Genomic DNA, 18,535 nt, shown 5'->3' on the forward strand with positions numbered 1-18,535 from the left:
CTCAAGTTAAGTTTTAAAATTGTTGATTTCCGCTAACTATTGAAAGAAAAAGCGTTGAATATCATTCCATGTAACAACCAACATCAGCACCATTAAAAGGACAATCCCCACAAAATGGACCAAGCCTTCTTTTTGCTTATCAATCGGCTTACCACGCACTGCCTCAAAGAAGAAGAACAGCAATCTTCCACCGTCAAGCGCCGGCAGCGGCAATAAGTTCATAATACCTAAGTTAATGCTTAACACAGCAGCCCAGTTCATAAGATTATAAATCCCGTACTGCGCCACTTCCTCAGTCGCCTTGTAAATCCCAACAGGTCCAGATAAGTCATCAATTGAGAATTGTCCAGTTATTAAAGTCCCTAACAATTCAAATATTCTTTTAATCCAATTGATGGTTTGTTCCGCTCCATATACAACTGCCTTCACTGGATTTTTTTCCATCGGTCGAGTAACGCCAAGTTGCCCGTATTCTTGACCTGATTTATCCTTTATTGTCGTGGGAGTGATGTTCAATTTCACCAATGTACCATCACGCTCTACAACAAATTGTAGCGGATTTCCTGGGTTCGCTTGGACGATTTCCACAAATTCATTCCATGTGCTAACCGAATGTCCGTCAATCTCTTTCACAAGATCCCCAGCTTCCACTCCGGCTGCAAAAGCAACATTATCACTTTGCACATCTGCAATAATAGCTTCTTTCATCGGAACACCTTGCATCAGTCCAAGTGCTAGGAAGATGAAAAATGACAGAATAAAGTTGAATAGAGGACCTGCAAAAATAGCCATTGCTCGGCTACCCACAGACTTCGATTCAAACTGTCGGTCATATGGCGCAATTAGCGTTTTCTGCCCTTTTTCATATATAACAGCTTTTCTCGATACTTTGAAGCGCACTAACTGCCCTTCATCATCATAGCCTTCAATAAACAGCTTTTTTTCCAAATCCGATGATTCTACTTCTAGAAATAGCACATCTGGATTGGCAACATTGCGGTTCAAATAGATTTTTTCGATTTCATCGGAAGCATTGATGAGCAGACCTACACGGTAACCAGGCTGCAATTCAACCTTATCAAAATCTTCTCCTGCCATCCTGACATAACCGCCAAGAGGCAGTAGACGAATTGTATATAACGTTTCACCTTTTTGAATACCAATAATTTTCGGCCCGAATCCAATCGCAAATTCGCGTACCATGATCCCAGCCTTTTTCGCAAACAGGAAATGCCCTAGTTCATGAAAAAAGACGAGAGAACCGAATATGATGATAAACGCAATAACGGTTTCCATGAAAAACCACCTTCACTGACCATTTTGGTCGTTAATTGTCAAATACGTCTCGGCGGAGTTGTGACGGGATTTTGAATTGTTCTTGAGGCCAGTCGTTGCGAATCGAACTGCAAAGGGTTCGATTTGCCGTATTTCTGTTCTTTTTACAGAAATTAAGGCACATAATTTGATGTCGCGTATTTAGACTGCCCTCCTAACTCCTTTCAAAATCCCAGACATCTGCCGGAAGCTTTTGCCTGCACGATGCAGGTCATGCAGGCGTTGCCACAGGACGTGGCGAACTTAGCCTGCCTTCTACTATTCAGCAGGGAGTTTGAACTCCCTGCTGAATCAAGTTAAATAACTCACTCTACCATAGCATACACCATTTTTCGAGCAAGTGAATCTGCTTCCAAAATGGTTTCGAGATCTGGAACCGAACTTGTTCGATGGGTGTCCATGACACGTTCAATGATGTCTTCGATTTGAATGAATGGAATGCGTCCTTGCATGAATAAGGCTACAGCAATTTCATTGGCTGCATTCATAGCAGTCGGCATTGTACCGCCTTCCCGCCCCGCAGCATAGGCCAGTGCTAACGCCTTGAAACGGACATAATCCATTGTTTCAAAATGCAACTTGCCGATTTCTTCAAGGCGAAGCGGCTTAGCATTTTGCATCGGAATACGATCAGGATACGTCAGCGCATATTGGATAGGCACACGCATATCAGGTGAGCCGAGCTGCGCCATAACGCTCGTATCCTCAAACTCCACCATCGAATGGATAATACTTTCTTTGTGCAGTAAACAATCGATTTGATCATAAGGCATGCCAAAAAGATGGTGTGCCTCAATTACTTCGAGTCCTTTGTTCATCATCGTTGCAGAATCGATTGTTAGTTTATTGCCCATCGACCAATTCGGATGTGCAAGTGCTTGTTCCACTGTCACATTGGAAAGGTCTGCGCGAGAAAGATCCCTGAAACTACCACCCGAGGCCGTTAGTATCAATCGTGACACACGTTTCGGATTTTCTCCATTCAACGCTTGGAACAATGCTGAATGCTCACTATCAACAGGTAACAGGGGGACGTTGTATTTGCGGGCTTCCGCCATGACGATATCCCCTGCCGCAACAAGTGTTTCTTTGTTCGCGATGGCAATCGTAATACCTGCACGAATGGCTTCCAGCGTCGGCTTGAGTCCAACGCTACCAATCACAGCATTGACTAGGACATCAGCGTTTGTATGAGCCGCCACCTCGATGAGACCCTCTTCCCCATACACAACACGGCTAGCAGGGAATTCACTTTGCAATCTCTCCGCATCTTCACGTCTGATGACTGATATCGTCTGTGGCTGATGTGTGCGAGTAATCTCTCTCACCTTATCGATATTCATACCGGCCGAAAAAGATACGAGTTTAAATTTTTCTGGATTCGACTCAATGATATCGAGTGTCTGGATTCCAATAGAGCCAGTTGCCCCAAGTAAACTTATTTTTTTTATCACAATGACACCTATCTTTCCTTTAGCCTACAAAATGTAAAAAATGAAGGAGTGGTAATACGAACAGTAGACTATCGAACCTATCAAGAATACCACCATGTCCTGGTAATAATTTCCCTGAATCCTTGACCGCATAATGTCTTTTCAGGGCTGATTCAACAAGGTCACCCATTTGCCCCACAATTGATGCAACGATCGTTACAGCGATTAGTATTGTGTAAGTAGAGGCGATTGAATAAAAGTATTGGAAGACAATCGCAAAAACTACGGCAGATATTATACCACCGACAAATCCTTCGATAGTTTTATTGGGGGATATTTCCGGCCATAGCTTACGTTTACCGATTTTCCTACCAACAAAATACGCACCCGAATCCGTCGTCCAGATAACTAATAACGCATAGACAACATATTCAATTCCATATAATCGCGTTTCAATTAAATAATAAAATCCGATGCCGACATATAATGCACCTAAGATAGAAAATGCTGCATGATCAAACGTAAATCGATTTTTCACAATTACTGTATACGTTAGCAAAATAAGGACGACAGCGAATGTCATTTCAATTTTCGTATACCCCAGCGCCTGAAAAACATTCCTTTCCCATGCAGCCGGCATTAGTAACACCACAAGTGTAGCCCATGTCAGAAATCCTTCAATTGAAAAAAGATGGAGATCCCTCATCCTTAACAGCTCATATAAACCGATAGTCGCAATGATATATACAGCGATTGTAAAAGGCAAGCCCCCTACAATTACAAGCGGAATGAATAAGGCAGACGCCACAATTGCCGTCAGTATCCTTTGTTTCAAACGTTCCCGTCTCCTTCCACGCTTCCAAAGCGACGATTGCGCAATTGGAATTCTTCGATGGCATTTAACATGCATGTTGCATCAAAATCGGGCCATAGTACATCTGTAAACGAAAATTCGGCATAGGCAAGCTGCCACAGCATGAAGTTAGACAGTCTCACTTCGCCGCTTGTGCGAATGAGCAAATCCGGTTCCGGTAAATGCGCAGTCATTAAATTTGAGCCTATTAATGACTCATCAATATCTTCAACTGAAATGGCTCCCTCAGCAATAAGTGAAGCTATTTCTTTAACGGACTCGACAATTTCTAGTCTACTGCCATAATTCATCGCAAAATTCAATGTCAAACCATCATTATCAGCAGTTGCTATCATAGCTTGCTGAATAGCATGCTTAGTATGATCTGGTAGCATATCAAAATTACCAATCATTTCAACTTTCACATTCTGTTCAACCAATTCAGGTAGATATGTACTAAGAAATTCTCCAGGCAGTTTCATTAGAAAATCTATTTCTAATTTCGGTCGTTTCCAGTTCTCAGTGGAAAAAGCGTAAAGTGTAAGCACTTTTATGCCGAGTTCATTTGCGATACGCGTAATTTTGCGAACCGTCTTCATCCCCTCATGATGGCCAGCAATCCTCGGTAAATTACGTTGCTTTGCCCATCTACCGTTGCCATCCATAATAATCGCTACATGTGCAGGGATTGGCTTGCTTTTGACAACAGCAATCCTAGTAGTTATTGCAGCATCTGGTACCGCAGTTTTTTTTCGCAAGAGTTTTTCAAGCATGTCGTTTCCTCCACTCAGCTACTTTTCAGAGCAAGTACATACTCTATCGTAACAAATTAGACGATAAATTTCATTTTATAAGAAAAGCATACGTTTAATTATGCATGTGTTCGGCTTATCTAATAAGAAAAAAAGACGTCCTGGAATTAGGACGTCCCGGAATATAGAAAGTTCTTCTATCAGATTTCCATGATTTCGTTTTCTTTATCTTTTGCAATTGCATCGATTTTCACAATCGTTGAATCCGTCAGCTTCTGGATTTCTTCACCGCTGCGGCGCAATTCATCTTCAGTGATATCGCTACTTTTTTCAAGCTTCTTGAAGTCATCATTAGCATCACGACGAACGTTACGAATCGCAATTTTTGCGTCTTCTGCTTCTTTTTTCACCAATTTAACAAGCTCTTTACGACGATCCTCAGTCAATAAAGGAATTGCAAGACGGATAAGCGTTCCATCACTTGATGGTGTAATCCCAATATCTGATTTCATAATGGCTTTTTCAATATCTCCAATCGTCGTTTTGTCATACGGTTGAATGACAAGAAGACGGGCTTCAGGTACTGAAATAGCTGCCATCTGACTAAGAGGCGTAGGCGCTCCATAATACTCGACAGATATTCTGTCTAGCAAAGAAGCATTTGCACGCCCTGCACGAATCGAGGCAAGTTCCCTTGTATACGCGCCAATCGCTTTGTCCATGCGATCTTTTGCTTGATCCATCACTGTGTTTGGCATTATAAATTCCTCCTGACGACCGTCCCAATCGGCTCACCGAGGACGGCTCTTTTTATATTTCCAGTTTCCATAATTGAGAATACTACGAGTGGGATATCATTGTCCATACAAAGGGTTGAAGCAGTTGAATCCATGACTTCAAGTCCTTTGCTAATGACATCTAGATAGGCTAGCTCTGTGTATTTGACTGCATTTTTATCTTTCATCGGATCGGCAGAATAGACACCATCGACATTATTTTTCGCCATTAAGATCACATCTGCTTCAATTTCTGCTGCACGAAGCGCTGCTGTTGTATCTGTCGAAAAATAAGGATTTCCAGTACCTGCTGCAAAAATGACAACCCGCTTCTTTTCAAGATGTCGAATAGCTTTACGGCGAATGTAAGGTTCCGCCACTTGTCTCATTTCAATTGAAGAAGAAACACGTGTTTCAACGCCCAATTTTTCAAGGGAATCCTGCAATGCAAGGGAATTCATTACTGTTGCCAGCATTCCCATATAGTCTGCTGTTGCACGATCCATCCCCATTTCACTGCCAATTTTACCACGCCAGATATTTCCGCCTCCGACAACAACTGCCACCTCAACATCCAGATCAACTACTTCTTTTACTTGTTCAGCAACCGTTTTGATGATTTCGGGTGATAGCCCAAAACCTTTATCTCCAGCAAGTGCTTCACCGCTTAACTTTAAAACGATTCGTTTGTATTCTGGGACGCTCATTTGTACCCTCCATCTATTTCGTTTTCTCGAAAATAGGGAACACAGGCATGTGTTCCCCATTGGTTATTCTTATGATGGATCAGTTGTTACCTTTAACTTGGCTCATTACTTCTTCTGCAAAGTTGTCTTCACGTTTTTCGATTCCTTCACCAACCGCATAGCGGATAAACTCTACCAATGTACCACCAGTTGAATTTACGAAGTCACGAACTTTTTGATCTGAATTTTTAACGAATGGTTGATCAAGCACACAAATCTCTTCAAAATATTTACCGATACGGCCTTCGACCATTTTCGCTACAATATTTTCAGGTTTTCCTTCGTTCAATGCTTGTTCAGTTAGAACTTTACGCTCACGTTCAACTTCTTCTGCAGAAACTTGGTCACGTGAAACGTATTGTGGGTTCAATGCTGCAACGTGCATCGCAACATCTTTCGCTGCTTCTGCATCTGTTGAACCTTCAAGAATTGTAAGAACGCCAATACGACCGCCCATATGAAGGTATGGACCAAATGCGTCTGCATCTGTTTTTGTACGAATTTCGAAGCGACGGAGTGATAACTTCTCACCGATTTTCGCAATAGCATTTGAAATGTGATCCGCAACTGATAGACCACTTGCCATTTTTGACTCAAGTGCTTCTTCAACTGAAGCTGGTTTTGTAGCAAGAAGGTGCTCTGCAAGCTCTTGTACTAATGTTTGGAAGCCTTCGTTTTTAGCAACGAAATCTGTTTCAGCATTCACCTCAAGAAGAATTGCTTCGTTTCCATTCACATAGATAGATGTTGTACCTTCCGCTGCAATACGGTCAGCCTTTTTAGCTGCGCTTGAAAGTCCTTTTTCACGAAGGAAGTCGATTGCTGCTTCCATATCACCATTTACTTCTGTTAGTGCTTTTTTGCAGTCCATCATACCTGCACCTGTTTTTTCACGTAATTCTTTTACCATTTGAGCTGTAATCGCCATTTTATATTCCTCCTAAATAGTACGTCATCAATTCCCTAGAAAAGCGGAAGGTGCCCGCTTAAACGAAACAGCCAATCCGACTTACGTCCCAAGCATTTGGCACCTAGAGCCTAGACAATTCCTAAAAAAGACGATAAGGGTATTAGCCGCTTATCGTCCCGTCATTTACTGATTTCACTCTACAGCTACTGCATCCTCTTGAGTTGCCTCTTCGTCTTCGCCTTGTTTTGATTCAAGCAAAGCGTCAGCCATTTTACCTGTTAATAGGCGTACTGCACGAATCGCATCATCATTCGCAGGAATGATATAATCGATTTCGTCTGGATCACAGTTTGTATCAACGATTCCGACTAGTGGAATGTTCAATTTGATTGCTTCTGCTACTGCGATACGTTCTTTGCGTGGGTCAACAACGAACATAACGTCTGGAATAGCTTTCATATCACGGATTCCGCCAAGGAATTTAACTAGGCGTTCGTGTTCTTTTTTAAGTTGTCCAACTTCTTTTTTAGGAAGTACGTCGAAAGTACCGTCTTCTTCCATTTTCTCGATTTGTTTCATTCGAGCAACACGTTTTTGAATCGTGCCGAAGTTTGTAAGTGTTCCACCTAGCCAGCGTTGGTTGATGTAGTACATTCCAGCGCGTTCAGCTTCTTCTTTAATTGCATCTTGAGCTTGTTTTTTTGTACCTACGAATAGGACTTTCCCGCCATCAGCACCAACTTGACGCATAAATGCATATGCTTCTTCAAGTTTCTTCACCGTTTTTTGTAGATCGATGATGTAGATGCCGTTACGTTCCACGAAGATAAATTTCTTCATTTTCGGGTTCCAACGACGTGTCTGGTGTCCGAAGTGTACTCCTGCTTCAAGCAGTTGTTTCATTGAGATTACTGACATTTGTTATTCCTCCTGTTTGGTTAGATTCCGCCGTGCGCTTCATTCGGTAGAGCGACCTTTCGGCACCGTTTCTATCGTCCATGCACGTGAGTAGTAATACCATTTGATAATATACCATAATACTTTTCCCTTTGCAACCCAATTCATTTAAATTTCAAAATGAGTTCTACTTCCGTCCGCCCTTTGCCCAGTGCTTTTGCAATTTCTTCGATGGACTGACCAGCATCGTGCAATTTAATGGCTCGTGTTCGATCATTATCCACTTCCACTGGCGATTCTTGTTGAACGGCTACTGTGTTATATGACTTAAGCGCAACATTAATAGGGACAGTAGGCTTACTAACGCGCATCACAGGTTGAGGTTGCTCCACAGTATCAACCTCCTGTTTGATAGCAGATGGCATAATATTATCTACTTTTTTCATAACAGGAATTTGATCACGTGTAGCAAGTCGTTCGATTAAACGCTCATTTTCATCTTTCAACTCAGATAGATACGCGCCAATCGAATCATCCATTTCAACCATCAATTTGCGTTGTTTTTTTTCAAGATCATCAAATTTCGACACCTTCGTGTACAGTAATGCTAAAAAATAAAAACTAATTATTTGCACGATAAATAATACAACTAAAGCTATCCATACCATGTTAATTACCTTGAGAAGTCAACGAATGAACCTTTATAAGGATGCACCGTATTCTTCTTGTCCTCTTCTTTTTGTAACCGCTGACGTTCTTCTTCCTCTGCACGCTCTCGTTCACGTCGATCGCCATCAGAATTCATTTTGGCATACTTCTCTGATTCCAAAACAGTCTCACTGTTTTTCAGTGTTTGTTGTTCCATCTTGGCAGTAGCCTGATCCATGTTCAATTGTGTCTGCTGATGCTTCTGCTCCGCAATCTTCCCCGCATCGAACGTCTTCGGTATTGCAATTTGCAGTTCAATCCCTTTCAGACTCATAGGATCCCTCCATCTACTATTTCAGACGATAATAGCTTGCGAAGTTTGAATAACGCTTTAGAGTGAATCTGAGAAATTCGAGAAGTGGATAGGCTTAGAATTTCGCCGATCTCCGTCAACGTCATTTCTTCCGTGTAGAAAAGACTTAGAACAAGTTGCTCATTTTTATTTAGTTCTTTAATCTTTATGGATAAGTCGCCAATCAGCTCGTTCATCATAGTTCGTTGTTCGGGTGTTCTCGATGCTTGGTCTTTTATGACAAACGATTTTTGACCTTCGTCATCATCATCATTGATTTTTTCATCGATGGACAAAACATTTGAAAAGTAATGTTCATGGACAGTCTGGTAAACATCGTCGACACTCATACCCATATGTTCGGCAATTTCTTCCGGTGTCGCATGACGCAGTAATTTTTGTTCAAGTTTGGTAATTTCATCTTCCAACTTTTTAGACTTTTCTCTCGAAGAGCGCGGCAACCAATCCTCTTTCCTTAAGCCATCGATAATCGTTCCTCGAATTCGGAAAGAAGCATACGTATCGAATTTCAAATCTCGGCCCGGATCGAATTTTGTCAAAGCGTCAAATAACCCATGAAGTCCGAGACTCATAATATCATCACGCGAAACATTTCGTGGCAGTCCTGAGCTAATCCGTTGCACGTGATAAGTGACAAGTGGAGTATATCTTTGGACCAAGATATCCCCCGCATCAGGATTGCGATTACGGATCCACAGGTCCCAACATGTTTCTTCCTCCATCAAATCCTGTTTCGACATCGAATCCCTCACTTCCCATGATGATTCCGTCATAATTACTACTATTATAGCAAATAAGCATGAAAAAAGGCGTCTGAACCAATCAGCCGCCCAAATTTTGCCTAGACTTTAGCGACTAGATCATAAGCCTTCACCATATCGGCTGCACTCACTTTATTCTAAAGCTCTTTCGTTCCTTGGTTCACTGTTCGAATATTAAGGATCGATGTTGCAGGATCAAATTCGATTGTACGTCCACTTGACCCACCCGTATCTTCAGCAATAATTGGGATAGACAAACGTCTCAATTCTTTTTTGACAGCTTCAACATTCCTTGGACCAATTCGTATGGTATCACTCGAACCGAATTGGAACATTTGAGAGCCACCTGCTATTTTCGCCTTTAAAGACATCGGTCTAACACCTTCTGCTTTTAGCATTTCCATTAATGCATAAATGCCCGTATCCGCAAACTTAGCGATATTTAGCTGATTCGATTTGCCAAGATTGGAATCTGGAAGCATGATATGTAACAAGCCTGCAACCTTTTTCATTTCATCATATAATACAACACCAACACATGAACCGAGTCCAGATGTGCGAATTGTCATCGGTTCTTTAACTATATTCATATCTGCTATGCCTACCCTGACTACCTCTTTCAGCACCATCATTTTACATTACACCTAGAGATTTAAAAATCGTGATATAGGATGATGGATCAGGGAGCAAGAAAAAGTGACCGTTAATACTTGTACTGCCACTCTCTCCTTCTTCACGAATCTGCGTATCAATGACGATGACTTCATCGCTATAATGAGATACTTCAATCAATCCAAAACTAACGATGGCTCCAACCATATCCACGCTTAACGACGGCACTGTTGGATAGATTTTTAAACCCGTAAAATCGGATAATGCGGACAAATAAGAGCCAGAAAGAATATTACCAAGTTCCTGCATAGCAGATACACCAATTTCAGGAAGGGTGGAGGCACTAAAACTGAATGTTTCATCGTCTATTAGTCTTCTGATAAAATGATTGGACGACTCCAAAGATAGAACAAAAAACATACTGCCTGATAGATCTCCTTCTATTCGAAGGTAAATACCTGCTACAATTGCTTCGGCCCCTCCCGCGAGATCGAACATTTCATCGAATGACACAAGCTTAACATTCGGTACATACATATCAATTTTGCGATCCAGTAATTGTGACAGAGAGGTTGCCGCATGCGCCGCACCGATGTTACCAATTTCCTTCAAGACATCAAGATGCATATCCGTAATAGGGCTTTCAGATGTCATCCGAAGTCACCCGCTTTATAGGTTCTAAAACTTTATTCAAATTCAGCATGACGAGTAGACGTTTGTCAACTTTAGCGACACCTGAAATGAAGTCTACTTCCACCGAACCAACGACTTCTGGTTGTGGTTCAATGGACTCCATTGGTATGTCAAGTACATCATTTGCAGCGTCGACAACAAGACCCACATCATAATCTTCTAACGTGACAATAATAATTCTTGTACTTTCATCCATCTCTTTAACCTCGAGACCGAACCGCGCACGTAAGTCGACTATTGGCGTAACAGCACCTCGAAGATTAAGTACACCTTTCACATAAGACGGAGTTTTTGGAACACGTGCAATAGATAGCATCTTCTCGATACCCTGAACGACATCTACACTAATGGCATACTCTTTATCCATCAATTGAAAAACAATTACTTTCATATCTTTTTGATTGAGCATTTCAGTCATGACTTTTCACTCCCGCCTATTTAATCAATGAGTTACAATCGACAATAAGTGCCACTTGTCCATTTCCAAGAATTGTCGCACCAGATATCGCAAAGACATTTTGTAAGTAATTACCGAGAGATTTCAAGACAATCTCCTGCTGACCGATGAATGAGTCGACAACTAATCCTGCTAGTCTTTCGCCTTTCCGGACAATAACCACTGATTGGAATCCACCGGACTCATCATGTTGTTCCGGCATTTCGAAAATTTCTTTCAGATAGACAAGTGGTACGATATTACCACGGAAATCGATTACTTTTTGATTGTGTGCATTCAAAATATCTGACGTTTGAATGATTGCCGTTTCTATAATAGATGACAATGGAATAGCGTATACTTCTTTTTCTAGCTCAACAAGCATTACCGAAATAATGGACAATGTTAATGGCAATTGAACTTGGAATAGAGAACCTTGTCCTTCTGTCGACTCGATAGAAATATAGCCGCCAAGTGATTCAATCGTGTTTTTCACGACATCCAAACCAACTCCTCGGCCAGATACATCCGAAATTTTCTCGGCTGTAGAAAAACCTGATGCTAAAATGAGTTCCGCCACTTGACGGTCCGTCATTGTTTTCGCCATTTCTTCAGTGATAATACCATTTGCAATCGCTTTAGCAACAACCCGATCACGGTTAACACCGGCTCCATCATCTTCAAGCTCGATGAATACGTGATTGCCTGAGTGATAAGCACGAAGTGTGACAGTTCCTTCTTCTGGTTTGCCTTTTGCCAAACGTTCAGCAGGGCTCTCTACTCCATGATCGAGTGCGTTACGAATTAAGTGAACAAGCGGATCACCAATTTCATCGATAACGGTTCGATCTAGTTCGGTTTCAGCACCAATAATTTCAAGTGATACTTTTTTATCCAAATCACGCGCTAACTGCCTAACCATTTTCGGGAAACGATTGAAGACTGTTTCGACCGGGATCATCCGCATGTTCAAAATGATGCTTTGCAAATCACCGGATACGCGGGTCATGCGCTCAACCGTTTCATTCAACTCTGGGTTATGAAGCTCACTTGCAATGGACTGTAGTCTCCCACGATCAATCACTAACTCTTCAAATAGATTCATAAGGATATCCAGTCGATCGATATTGACACGAATTGTCTTATTACCTGACTGTACTCCTGTATTACGTTTCCCCTTTTGAACACCTTGTTCTTTCACTACAGCTGGCTCTGGTTGTGTAGCGATTGCAGTTTCTATCGCTTGAACCACTTTGTCGTCTTCGGCACGTTTACCATCTGTTAAGTAATCATGTGTCAGCACAGTAATTGTGACAGATGCTACTTCAGATACTTTCAGCACTTTTTCCTTCAAAACATCTGCATTTTCTTTGGTAATCAATGCTACTGTAAATGTTTCACCAAAGTCTTCATTTTCAAGCTGTTCCACTTTGGGTTCAGATTTAACAATTTCGCCGACCTTTTCCAAGATGCCGAATACCATGAACACTCGTGCTGCTTTTAACACGCAGTCTTCCCGTAATTGTACAGTCATTTCAAAGGAGTTGAAGCCCTGGTCAGATGATTGATTAATAACTGTCATTTCATAATCATCATAACTGAGTACAGCTTTTTGGTTATTTACTTCTACTACACTAGATACCGCCGTTTCAACAACAGCTGCAGTAACAACAGCACCGCCTGCCTCAATACGATTAAGTGATTCTACAAGCTCGCGAACATTTTTTTTACCCGTTCCACCAGACGCTATATCCATTACCATCTCTTCAAGATAGTCAACGGCTTGAAGAACAACATCAAAAATTTCCGTCGTTACAGGTATTTTGGAATTACGGATTGCATCCAACACATTTTCCATCATATGTGTTAGGTCTGCAATGTCTTCATAGCCCATTGTTGCAGACATTCCTTTTAATGTATGCGCAGATCGAAATATTTCATTGACAATACTAAGATCTTGCGGGTTTTTCTCAAGTTCCAGCAAATGCTCGTTACAGGATTGAAGATGTTCCTTGCTCTCATCAATAAACATTTCTAAATATTGATTTGTATCCATCGTGCTGCCCCCTCTATGACTTTATAATTTCCAACATCGATTCCGATATGTCTTGCAAATCCACTACTTTATCAGCAAGTCCAGCTTCTTTTATGGCTTTTGGCATTCCATAGACAACAGAGGTCTTGGCCGACTCGGCAATTGTAACTGTTTTGCCATTTCTTCGTATCACGTCCATGCCGACTTTTCCGTCATAGCCCATCCCCGTCATAATGACTGTCAAGTAGTTCACATCTGTGTATTGTGCAGCTGACTCAAGCAGGACATCGACAGACGGACGATGCCCCATGCGCGGTGGGTCAATTGCATCTAGTCTCACAAAATAGTTCACACCGTTCTTTTGGATTTTTAGGTGCTTGCCTCCCGGTGCAATATACGCCGTGCCATTTTCAAGAAGCTCACCGTCTTCTGCCTCTTTTACTTTAATGTTACAAAGACCATCCAGCCTGTCGGCTAGAGATTTTGTAAATCCGGCTGGCATATGCTGAACAATGAGGATTGGAACGCCAATTGAAGCTGGTAATTTTGCTAATACCTCTTGCAGTGCCCGCGGACCCCCTGTCGATGTACCTATTATAACAAAACTTCTACCTGATTTGAAAGTCTTATTAGTAGGTATAGCATTTACTGGACGCTGAGGGCTCGTCAACGATGTTATCGGGACTTTGGGTTCTACTAATTTACTGACAAGTTTCGGGGCAATTGGCATCGCCAAACGGTGACTCGGTACCTTGCGTGTTAGCGTAGACATACGCACACCTAACGCAGCTATAACTTTTTCCAATATCTCTTCCTTCACCTCATGAAGATTTAAAGAAATTGCTCCACCTGGCTTCGCTACAAAGTCAACTGCACCATATTCCATAGCGAGCATTGTATTTTCTGCTCCACTTTTTGTTGTACTTGACAACATAACAACAGGCACTGGATACTTGTCCATAATTTCTTTTAACGCCTCAAGACCATTCATAATGGGCATCTCGACGTCCATTGTGACAACGTCCGGTTTTAAAGTCCTTACTTTATCAATAGCCTCTTGACCATTGCGCGCAGTTCCGACTACCTCAATTTCGGGATGCCCCGAAAGGAAATCAGAAATCAGCTTACGCATAAACGCCGAATCATCCACAACAAGCGCTTTCTTTCGACTGCTTGTACCCAATTCATCCACGTCCTTTCGTAAATATGTTTCTCAATTTTCCGAGGAACCCTTCTCCTTGTCTAAATTCTTGGCCAGAACTTGTCCCGATAAAAGTTTCCGCGATGGCTATCATCCTTTTCGAAATAGGAGCGTTTGGAAAAAGAAGTATAAATGGTTGCTGTGCAACAACAGCCTTGTGGACTATTGGATCTTCGGGAAGAAAACCAAGTATTGTAGTTTCTTTGTTCAAAAACTTCTGCATAGTATACTGCAACCTTATCACAGCATTATTACCGTCATCACCTTTTGAAACACGATTGCTGACTAAATGAAAAGTCTTGTCAGGATCTTGTACACAAATGAACTTCATCATAGAGTATGCGTCTGTAATAGAAGTTGGCTCCGTCGTCGAGATAACAATGACCTCATCGACTGCTATAATTAATTCAATCGACCGTTGTGTCGCACCCGCTCCCATGTCAAATATAATGAAATCGTATCTTTGTTGTAAAAATTCAAATGCCTGAATAAGACGGTCGAACATATCCCTTGACCATTCCAAGACAATATCCAGGCCAGAACCCCCTGAAATAAAGTGTAAACCTTCGGATGTCTCGTTGATAACCTCTTGAAGTTCTTCGTTGCCTAGTAAATAATCTTTTAAACTATATCGCGGTGCCATACCGAGAAGAATATGAATATTGCCCATCCCAATATCCATATCTACGATGATCACATTCTTACCTTGAAGTAGGAGGGCATGGGCGAAATTCGTTGAGAAGTTTGACTTCCCAACACCACCTTTTCCGCTTACGATGGCAATCGATCTGGATAGATCCCCCTGAGACTTCAACATCTTGAGCCTTAGTGTCTCTGCCTGATCACGCATCATAAGCACCCTTCAGCAGTAAAGAAATTAACTTACTACTGTCCGCTTCGGTAATGTCTTCTGGTACTTCTTGACCATCGGTATAATAAGCGGTACCGATATTGTGATCTTTCATCAAGTTGAACATCGGCCCAATGGAGCTTGTTTCATCCATTTTGGTGAAAATGAACTTTTCAACTGCAAACTGATTGAACTGCTCGACGATAACTTTCATATCTTGTTCTTTTGATGTCAATGACAGAACGAGATAGGATTCCATATCCAAAGAAAAATCGATTAGCTTCGACAAATCCTCAACAAACTTAACTTCTTTATAATTTCGTCCTGCTGTGTCTATAAAAATAACATCACGATCAGCAAGTTTGTCGATGGCATTTTTAAAATCCTGACTGTTATAGGCAACTTCCACTGGGGCTTGCAAAAGATTAGCATATGTACGAAGCTGCTCAATCGCTGCAATTCGGTATGTATCCGTTGTGATAAAACCGATTTTCTTCTTATTTTCAAGAAGAGCCCTAGCCGCTATCTTGGCAATTGTTGTTGTTTTTCCGACTCCAGTCGGTCCGAGTACGTTAATATATTTCTTGTTGAAAGATATGCCTCCAAACGGCAAGTCTTCCATTTCTTTTTTCAGTAATTCCTTTGTAATGAGCAATTGCTCCTGCTGCGTAAAATCCTTCTTCTCGGCTTTCATACGATTATAAATTTCTTCACCTATTTGTGTAATGGAACTTGTCGATAAGCCCTGTTTGTCAAGATGTGCTAGTAATGGTTTCAACTCATCCGGAAAACGAGATTGTCTAGCCAACTGCTGCATATCCTTCAACATTTTTTTCAACTCATTCATTTCTTCTTTCAGTTCGCCAGACGTCCTATCGACATTCTCAATACGAGGGGAACTAATCGGAAAAACCGGTTCTTCCATTTTCGGAGCCGGTTCATCAAAGCCTGCAACAACTTCTACAGATTTCTTTTTAAAGAAGCCAAGAAATCCTTTTGTTTTGACAACGGTTGAACTAAGAATAATCGCATCATCACCAAAATCAGCACGCACTTTTTTCATCACTTCAACCATTGTCTCAGCTGTATACTTTTTCATTTTCATTAGATATCCACCACCCCAACGCTTTGAACTTCAACGGAAGCTTCCAATTCATTATACGATAATACTGGGATTTGAGGGAAATACCGCTCTGTGATTTGCCTCAAATACATCCGAATGGCCGGTGAACATAGCACGACTGGCGATTGGTCCATCAACGCTACGCGTTCTACTTCTCCAGCAATCGATTCTAGGATTTCTTGTGAGTGCCCTGGATCTATCGATAAATAATTTCCTTGTTCTGTTTGCTGAATATTATCGGCAATCATTTTCTCGATTTTACCAGACACGGTAAGCACTTTGAGTGATTGACCGGTTGATGCATATTGATTTGTAATCTGCCTTGCAAGAGCTTGCCTGACATATTCCGTCAACACATCAACATCTGAGGTATATTTAGAATAATCCGCCAGTGTTTCAAAAATGATTGGCAAATTCCGCACCGAAACATGCTCATTTAACAATTTTGCCAATACTTTTTGGATTTCTCCAATTGACAATGGAGTAGGTGTTAGCTCGTCAACAAGAATCGGGAATGTTTCACGCACATGATCGACAAGTTGTTTTGTTTCTTGACGACCTATCAAATCTGCAGCATTCGCACGGATTACTTCTGTCAGATGTGTTGACACAACACTTGGTGGATCGACAACGGTGTAACCAAGAATTTCTGCATCTTCTTTGACATCTTCGGCTATCCATTTTGCAGGAAGTCCAAATGACGGCTCAATCGTATCAATCCCTTCGATTGAATCATCGCCACCCGGGCTCATCGCGAGATAATGGTCAAGCAGAAGTTCTCCCCTTGCTAACTCACTTCCCTTTATTTTGATTCTGTACTCATTTGGCTGCAATTGAATGTTATCCCGAATACGAACGACTGGAATGACAAGACCAAGTTCAATGGCCAACTGCCTCCGAATCATAACGACTCGATCGAGAAGGTCACCACCTTGCGTCGCGTCAACAAGTGGAATCAACCCATAACCGAATTCGAATTCAATAGGATCGACATTAAGAAGATTGACAACATTTTCCGGACTCTTCATGCCCTCTGTTTCAGTCTCCTCTTCCATCTCCAGCAATTCTTCCGGATCTTTTTCGCCTTTGCGCGACATCATAAGTGCACTAATGGCAAGTGTGGCGGCAACTGGAATCGTAAGCATATCGTTGATAGGTGTAGCAAGACCAAGCAATAGGATTGTTGCCGCACCCACGTATAATAGCTTCGTTTGACCAAGAAGCTGCCTAGTAATATCCTCACCAAGATTGCCTTCAGACGTTGCCCGTGTAACGACAATCCCTGTTGCAGTCGAAATAAGCAGTGCCGGTATTTGAGAAACGATACCGTCACCGACTGTCAGTTGGGAAAAGAGCAAAGCTGCTTCTCCAAATGGAAGTCCCATTTGGACAACCCCGATAATCATACCGACAAGCAAGTTAATGATGACCATAATAATGCCGGCAATGGCGTCCCCTTTAACAAACTTCGTTGCTCCATCCATCGCACCGTAGAAGTCAGCTTCATTACTGACTTTTTCACGCCGCGTACGCGCTTCCGTTTCAGAAATCATTCCTGCATTCAAATCAGCATCAATACTCATCTGCTTCCCTGGCATTGCATCGAGCGTAAAGCGCGCTGCGACTTCCGATACCCGTTCTGCCCCTTTTGTAATAACGAGGAACTGGATAAGAACGAGGATTGCGAAGACGACGAGACCAACGATAACATTACCGCCCGTTACAAACGTTCCAAACGTTTCAACGACACCACCAGCATCTCCATTCGCTAAGATTGCCCTCGTTGTAGAGACATTCAATCCCAGTCGAAATAACGTCAACAGGAGTACTAGTGTTGGGAAAATAGAAAACTCCAATGCTTCCTTCATATTCATAGATGTCATTAACACCATTAAACCAAGTGTAATATTGATGATAATTAGGAAGCTGAGGAGCCAAGTCGGAAGCGGGATGACAAGCATCGCGATAATCATGATGACCGCCGCGAGCACGCCTATATCTCTTAATTTCATGTCATCCCTACTTTCTTTAATTTAATCAAATACGCCTTGGTGTATTTGCCTCCAGATTTTGAATTGAATTTTTGGCCTATAGTGGGGAA

19 protein-coding genes are annotated in these 18,535 nt (G+C 41.8%); all 19 read right to left on the minus strand.

Annotated features, from left to right (window positions below):
* Nucleotides 1-36 precede the first annotated feature (36 nt).
* Nucleotides 37-1,296: an RIP metalloprotease RseP gene (rseP, locus tag R2B72_RS05645; protein WP_318615385.1), complete on the minus strand. Its 1,260-nt coding sequence runs from the start codon at nt 1,294-1,296 to the stop codon at nt 37-39.
* 344 nt (nt 1,297-1,640) lie between these two features.
* A complete protein-coding gene (locus tag R2B72_RS05650) occupies nt 1,641-2,786 on the minus strand; it encodes a 1-deoxy-D-xylulose-5-phosphate reductoisomerase (protein WP_318615546.1) in 1,146 nt (381 codons plus the stop codon).
* 22 nt (nt 2,787-2,808) lie between these two features.
* Complete coding sequence (locus R2B72_RS05655) at nt 2,809-3,603, minus strand: phosphatidate cytidylyltransferase (RefSeq protein WP_318615386.1); 795 nt, start codon at nt 3,601-3,603, stop codon at nt 2,809-2,811.
* Entirely contained in the window at nt 3,600-4,394 is a 795-nt protein-coding gene (locus R2B72_RS05660) for an isoprenyl transferase (RefSeq protein WP_318615387.1), read from the minus strand. The genes R2B72_RS05655 and R2B72_RS05660 overlap by 4 nt, the downstream gene beginning before the upstream one ends.
* Nucleotides 4,395-4,573: 179 nt before the next feature.
* Nucleotides 4,574-5,131 carry a ribosome recycling factor gene (gene frr / locus R2B72_RS05665; RefSeq protein ID WP_318615388.1) on the minus strand — a complete coding sequence of 186 codons (558 nt, stop codon included), beginning with the start codon at nt 5,129-5,131 and terminating at the stop codon, nt 4,574-4,576.
* Nucleotides 5,131-5,856, minus strand: coding sequence for a UMP kinase (gene pyrH, locus R2B72_RS05670; protein WP_318615390.1), 726 nt, complete (start codon nt 5,854-5,856; stop codon nt 5,131-5,133). Before pyrH ends, frr begins: the two co-directional genes overlap by 1 nt.
* 79 nt (nt 5,857-5,935) lie before the next feature.
* Nucleotides 5,936-6,823 (minus strand): translation elongation factor Ts, encoded by an 888-nt coding sequence (tsf, locus tag R2B72_RS05675; protein ID WP_318615391.1) that lies wholly within the window; start codon nt 6,821-6,823, stop codon nt 5,936-5,938.
* A 174-nt stretch (nt 6,824-6,997) separates the two neighbouring features.
* Nucleotides 6,998-7,723, minus strand: a complete 726-nt coding sequence (rpsB, locus tag R2B72_RS05680) for a 30S ribosomal protein S2 (protein ID WP_318615392.1) — start codon at nt 7,721-7,723, stop codon at nt 6,998-7,000.
* A 143-nt stretch (nt 7,724-7,866) separates the two neighbouring features.
* Nucleotides 7,867-8,370, minus strand: coding sequence for a DUF6115 domain-containing protein (locus tag R2B72_RS05685; protein ID WP_318615393.1), 504 nt, complete (start codon nt 8,368-8,370; stop codon nt 7,867-7,869).
* Between the two features lie 5 nt (nt 8,371-8,375).
* Entirely contained in the window at nt 8,376-8,684 is a 309-nt protein-coding gene (locus tag R2B72_RS05690) for a hypothetical protein (RefSeq protein ID WP_318615394.1), read from the minus strand.
* Nucleotides 8,681-9,463, minus strand: a complete 783-nt coding sequence (locus R2B72_RS05695; RefSeq protein ID WP_318615395.1) for a FliA/WhiG family RNA polymerase sigma factor — start codon at nt 9,461-9,463, stop codon at nt 8,681-8,683. The genes R2B72_RS05690 and R2B72_RS05695 overlap by 4 nt, the downstream gene beginning before the upstream one ends.
* Before the next feature lie 158 nt (nt 9,464-9,621).
* Nucleotides 9,622-10,116 (minus strand): chemotaxis protein CheD, encoded by a 495-nt coding sequence (locus tag R2B72_RS05700; protein ID WP_318615396.1) that lies wholly within the window; start codon nt 10,114-10,116, stop codon nt 9,622-9,624.
* A 1-nt stretch (nt 10,117) separates the two neighbouring features.
* The gene (locus tag R2B72_RS05705) at nt 10,118-10,750 is read right to left on the minus strand and encodes a chemotaxis protein CheC (protein WP_318615397.1); all 633 of its coding nucleotides are present in this window, start codon (nt 10,748-10,750) and stop codon (nt 10,118-10,120) included.
* Complete coding sequence (locus R2B72_RS05710) at nt 10,740-11,207, minus strand: chemotaxis protein CheW (RefSeq protein ID WP_318615399.1); 468 nt, start codon at nt 11,205-11,207, stop codon at nt 10,740-10,742. The genes R2B72_RS05705 and R2B72_RS05710 overlap by 11 nt, the downstream gene beginning before the upstream one ends.
* Before the next feature lie 16 nt (nt 11,208-11,223).
* Entirely contained in the window at nt 11,224-13,281 is a 2,058-nt protein-coding gene (locus tag R2B72_RS05715; protein WP_318615400.1) for a chemotaxis protein CheA, read from the minus strand.
* 13 nt (nt 13,282-13,294) lie between these two features.
* The gene (locus R2B72_RS05720; protein WP_318615402.1) at nt 13,295-14,443 is read right to left on the minus strand and encodes a chemotaxis response regulator protein-glutamate methylesterase; all 1,149 of its coding nucleotides are present in this window, start codon (nt 14,441-14,443) and stop codon (nt 13,295-13,297) included.
* A gap of 1 nt (nt 14,444) precedes the next feature.
* Nucleotides 14,445-15,314: a MinD/ParA family protein gene (locus R2B72_RS05725; protein WP_318615403.1), complete on the minus strand. Its 870-nt coding sequence runs from the start codon at nt 15,312-15,314 to the stop codon at nt 14,445-14,447.
* Entirely contained in the window at nt 15,304-16,416 is a 1,113-nt protein-coding gene (gene flhF / locus R2B72_RS05730) for a flagellar biosynthesis protein FlhF (RefSeq protein ID WP_318615404.1), read from the minus strand. Before flhF ends, R2B72_RS05725 begins: the two co-directional genes overlap by 11 nt.
* Nucleotides 16,416-18,446 carry a flagellar biosynthesis protein FlhA gene (gene flhA / locus R2B72_RS05735; RefSeq protein WP_318615405.1) on the minus strand — a complete coding sequence of 677 codons (2,031 nt, stop codon included), beginning with the start codon at nt 18,444-18,446 and terminating at the stop codon, nt 16,416-16,418. Before flhA ends, flhF begins: the two co-directional genes overlap by 1 nt.
* Nucleotides 18,447-18,535: the final 89 nt, after the last annotated feature.

Source organism: Sporosarcina sp. YIM B06819 (assembly GCF_033485175.1).
Lineage (GTDB): Bacteria > Bacillota > Bacilli > Bacillales_A > Planococcaceae > Sporosarcina.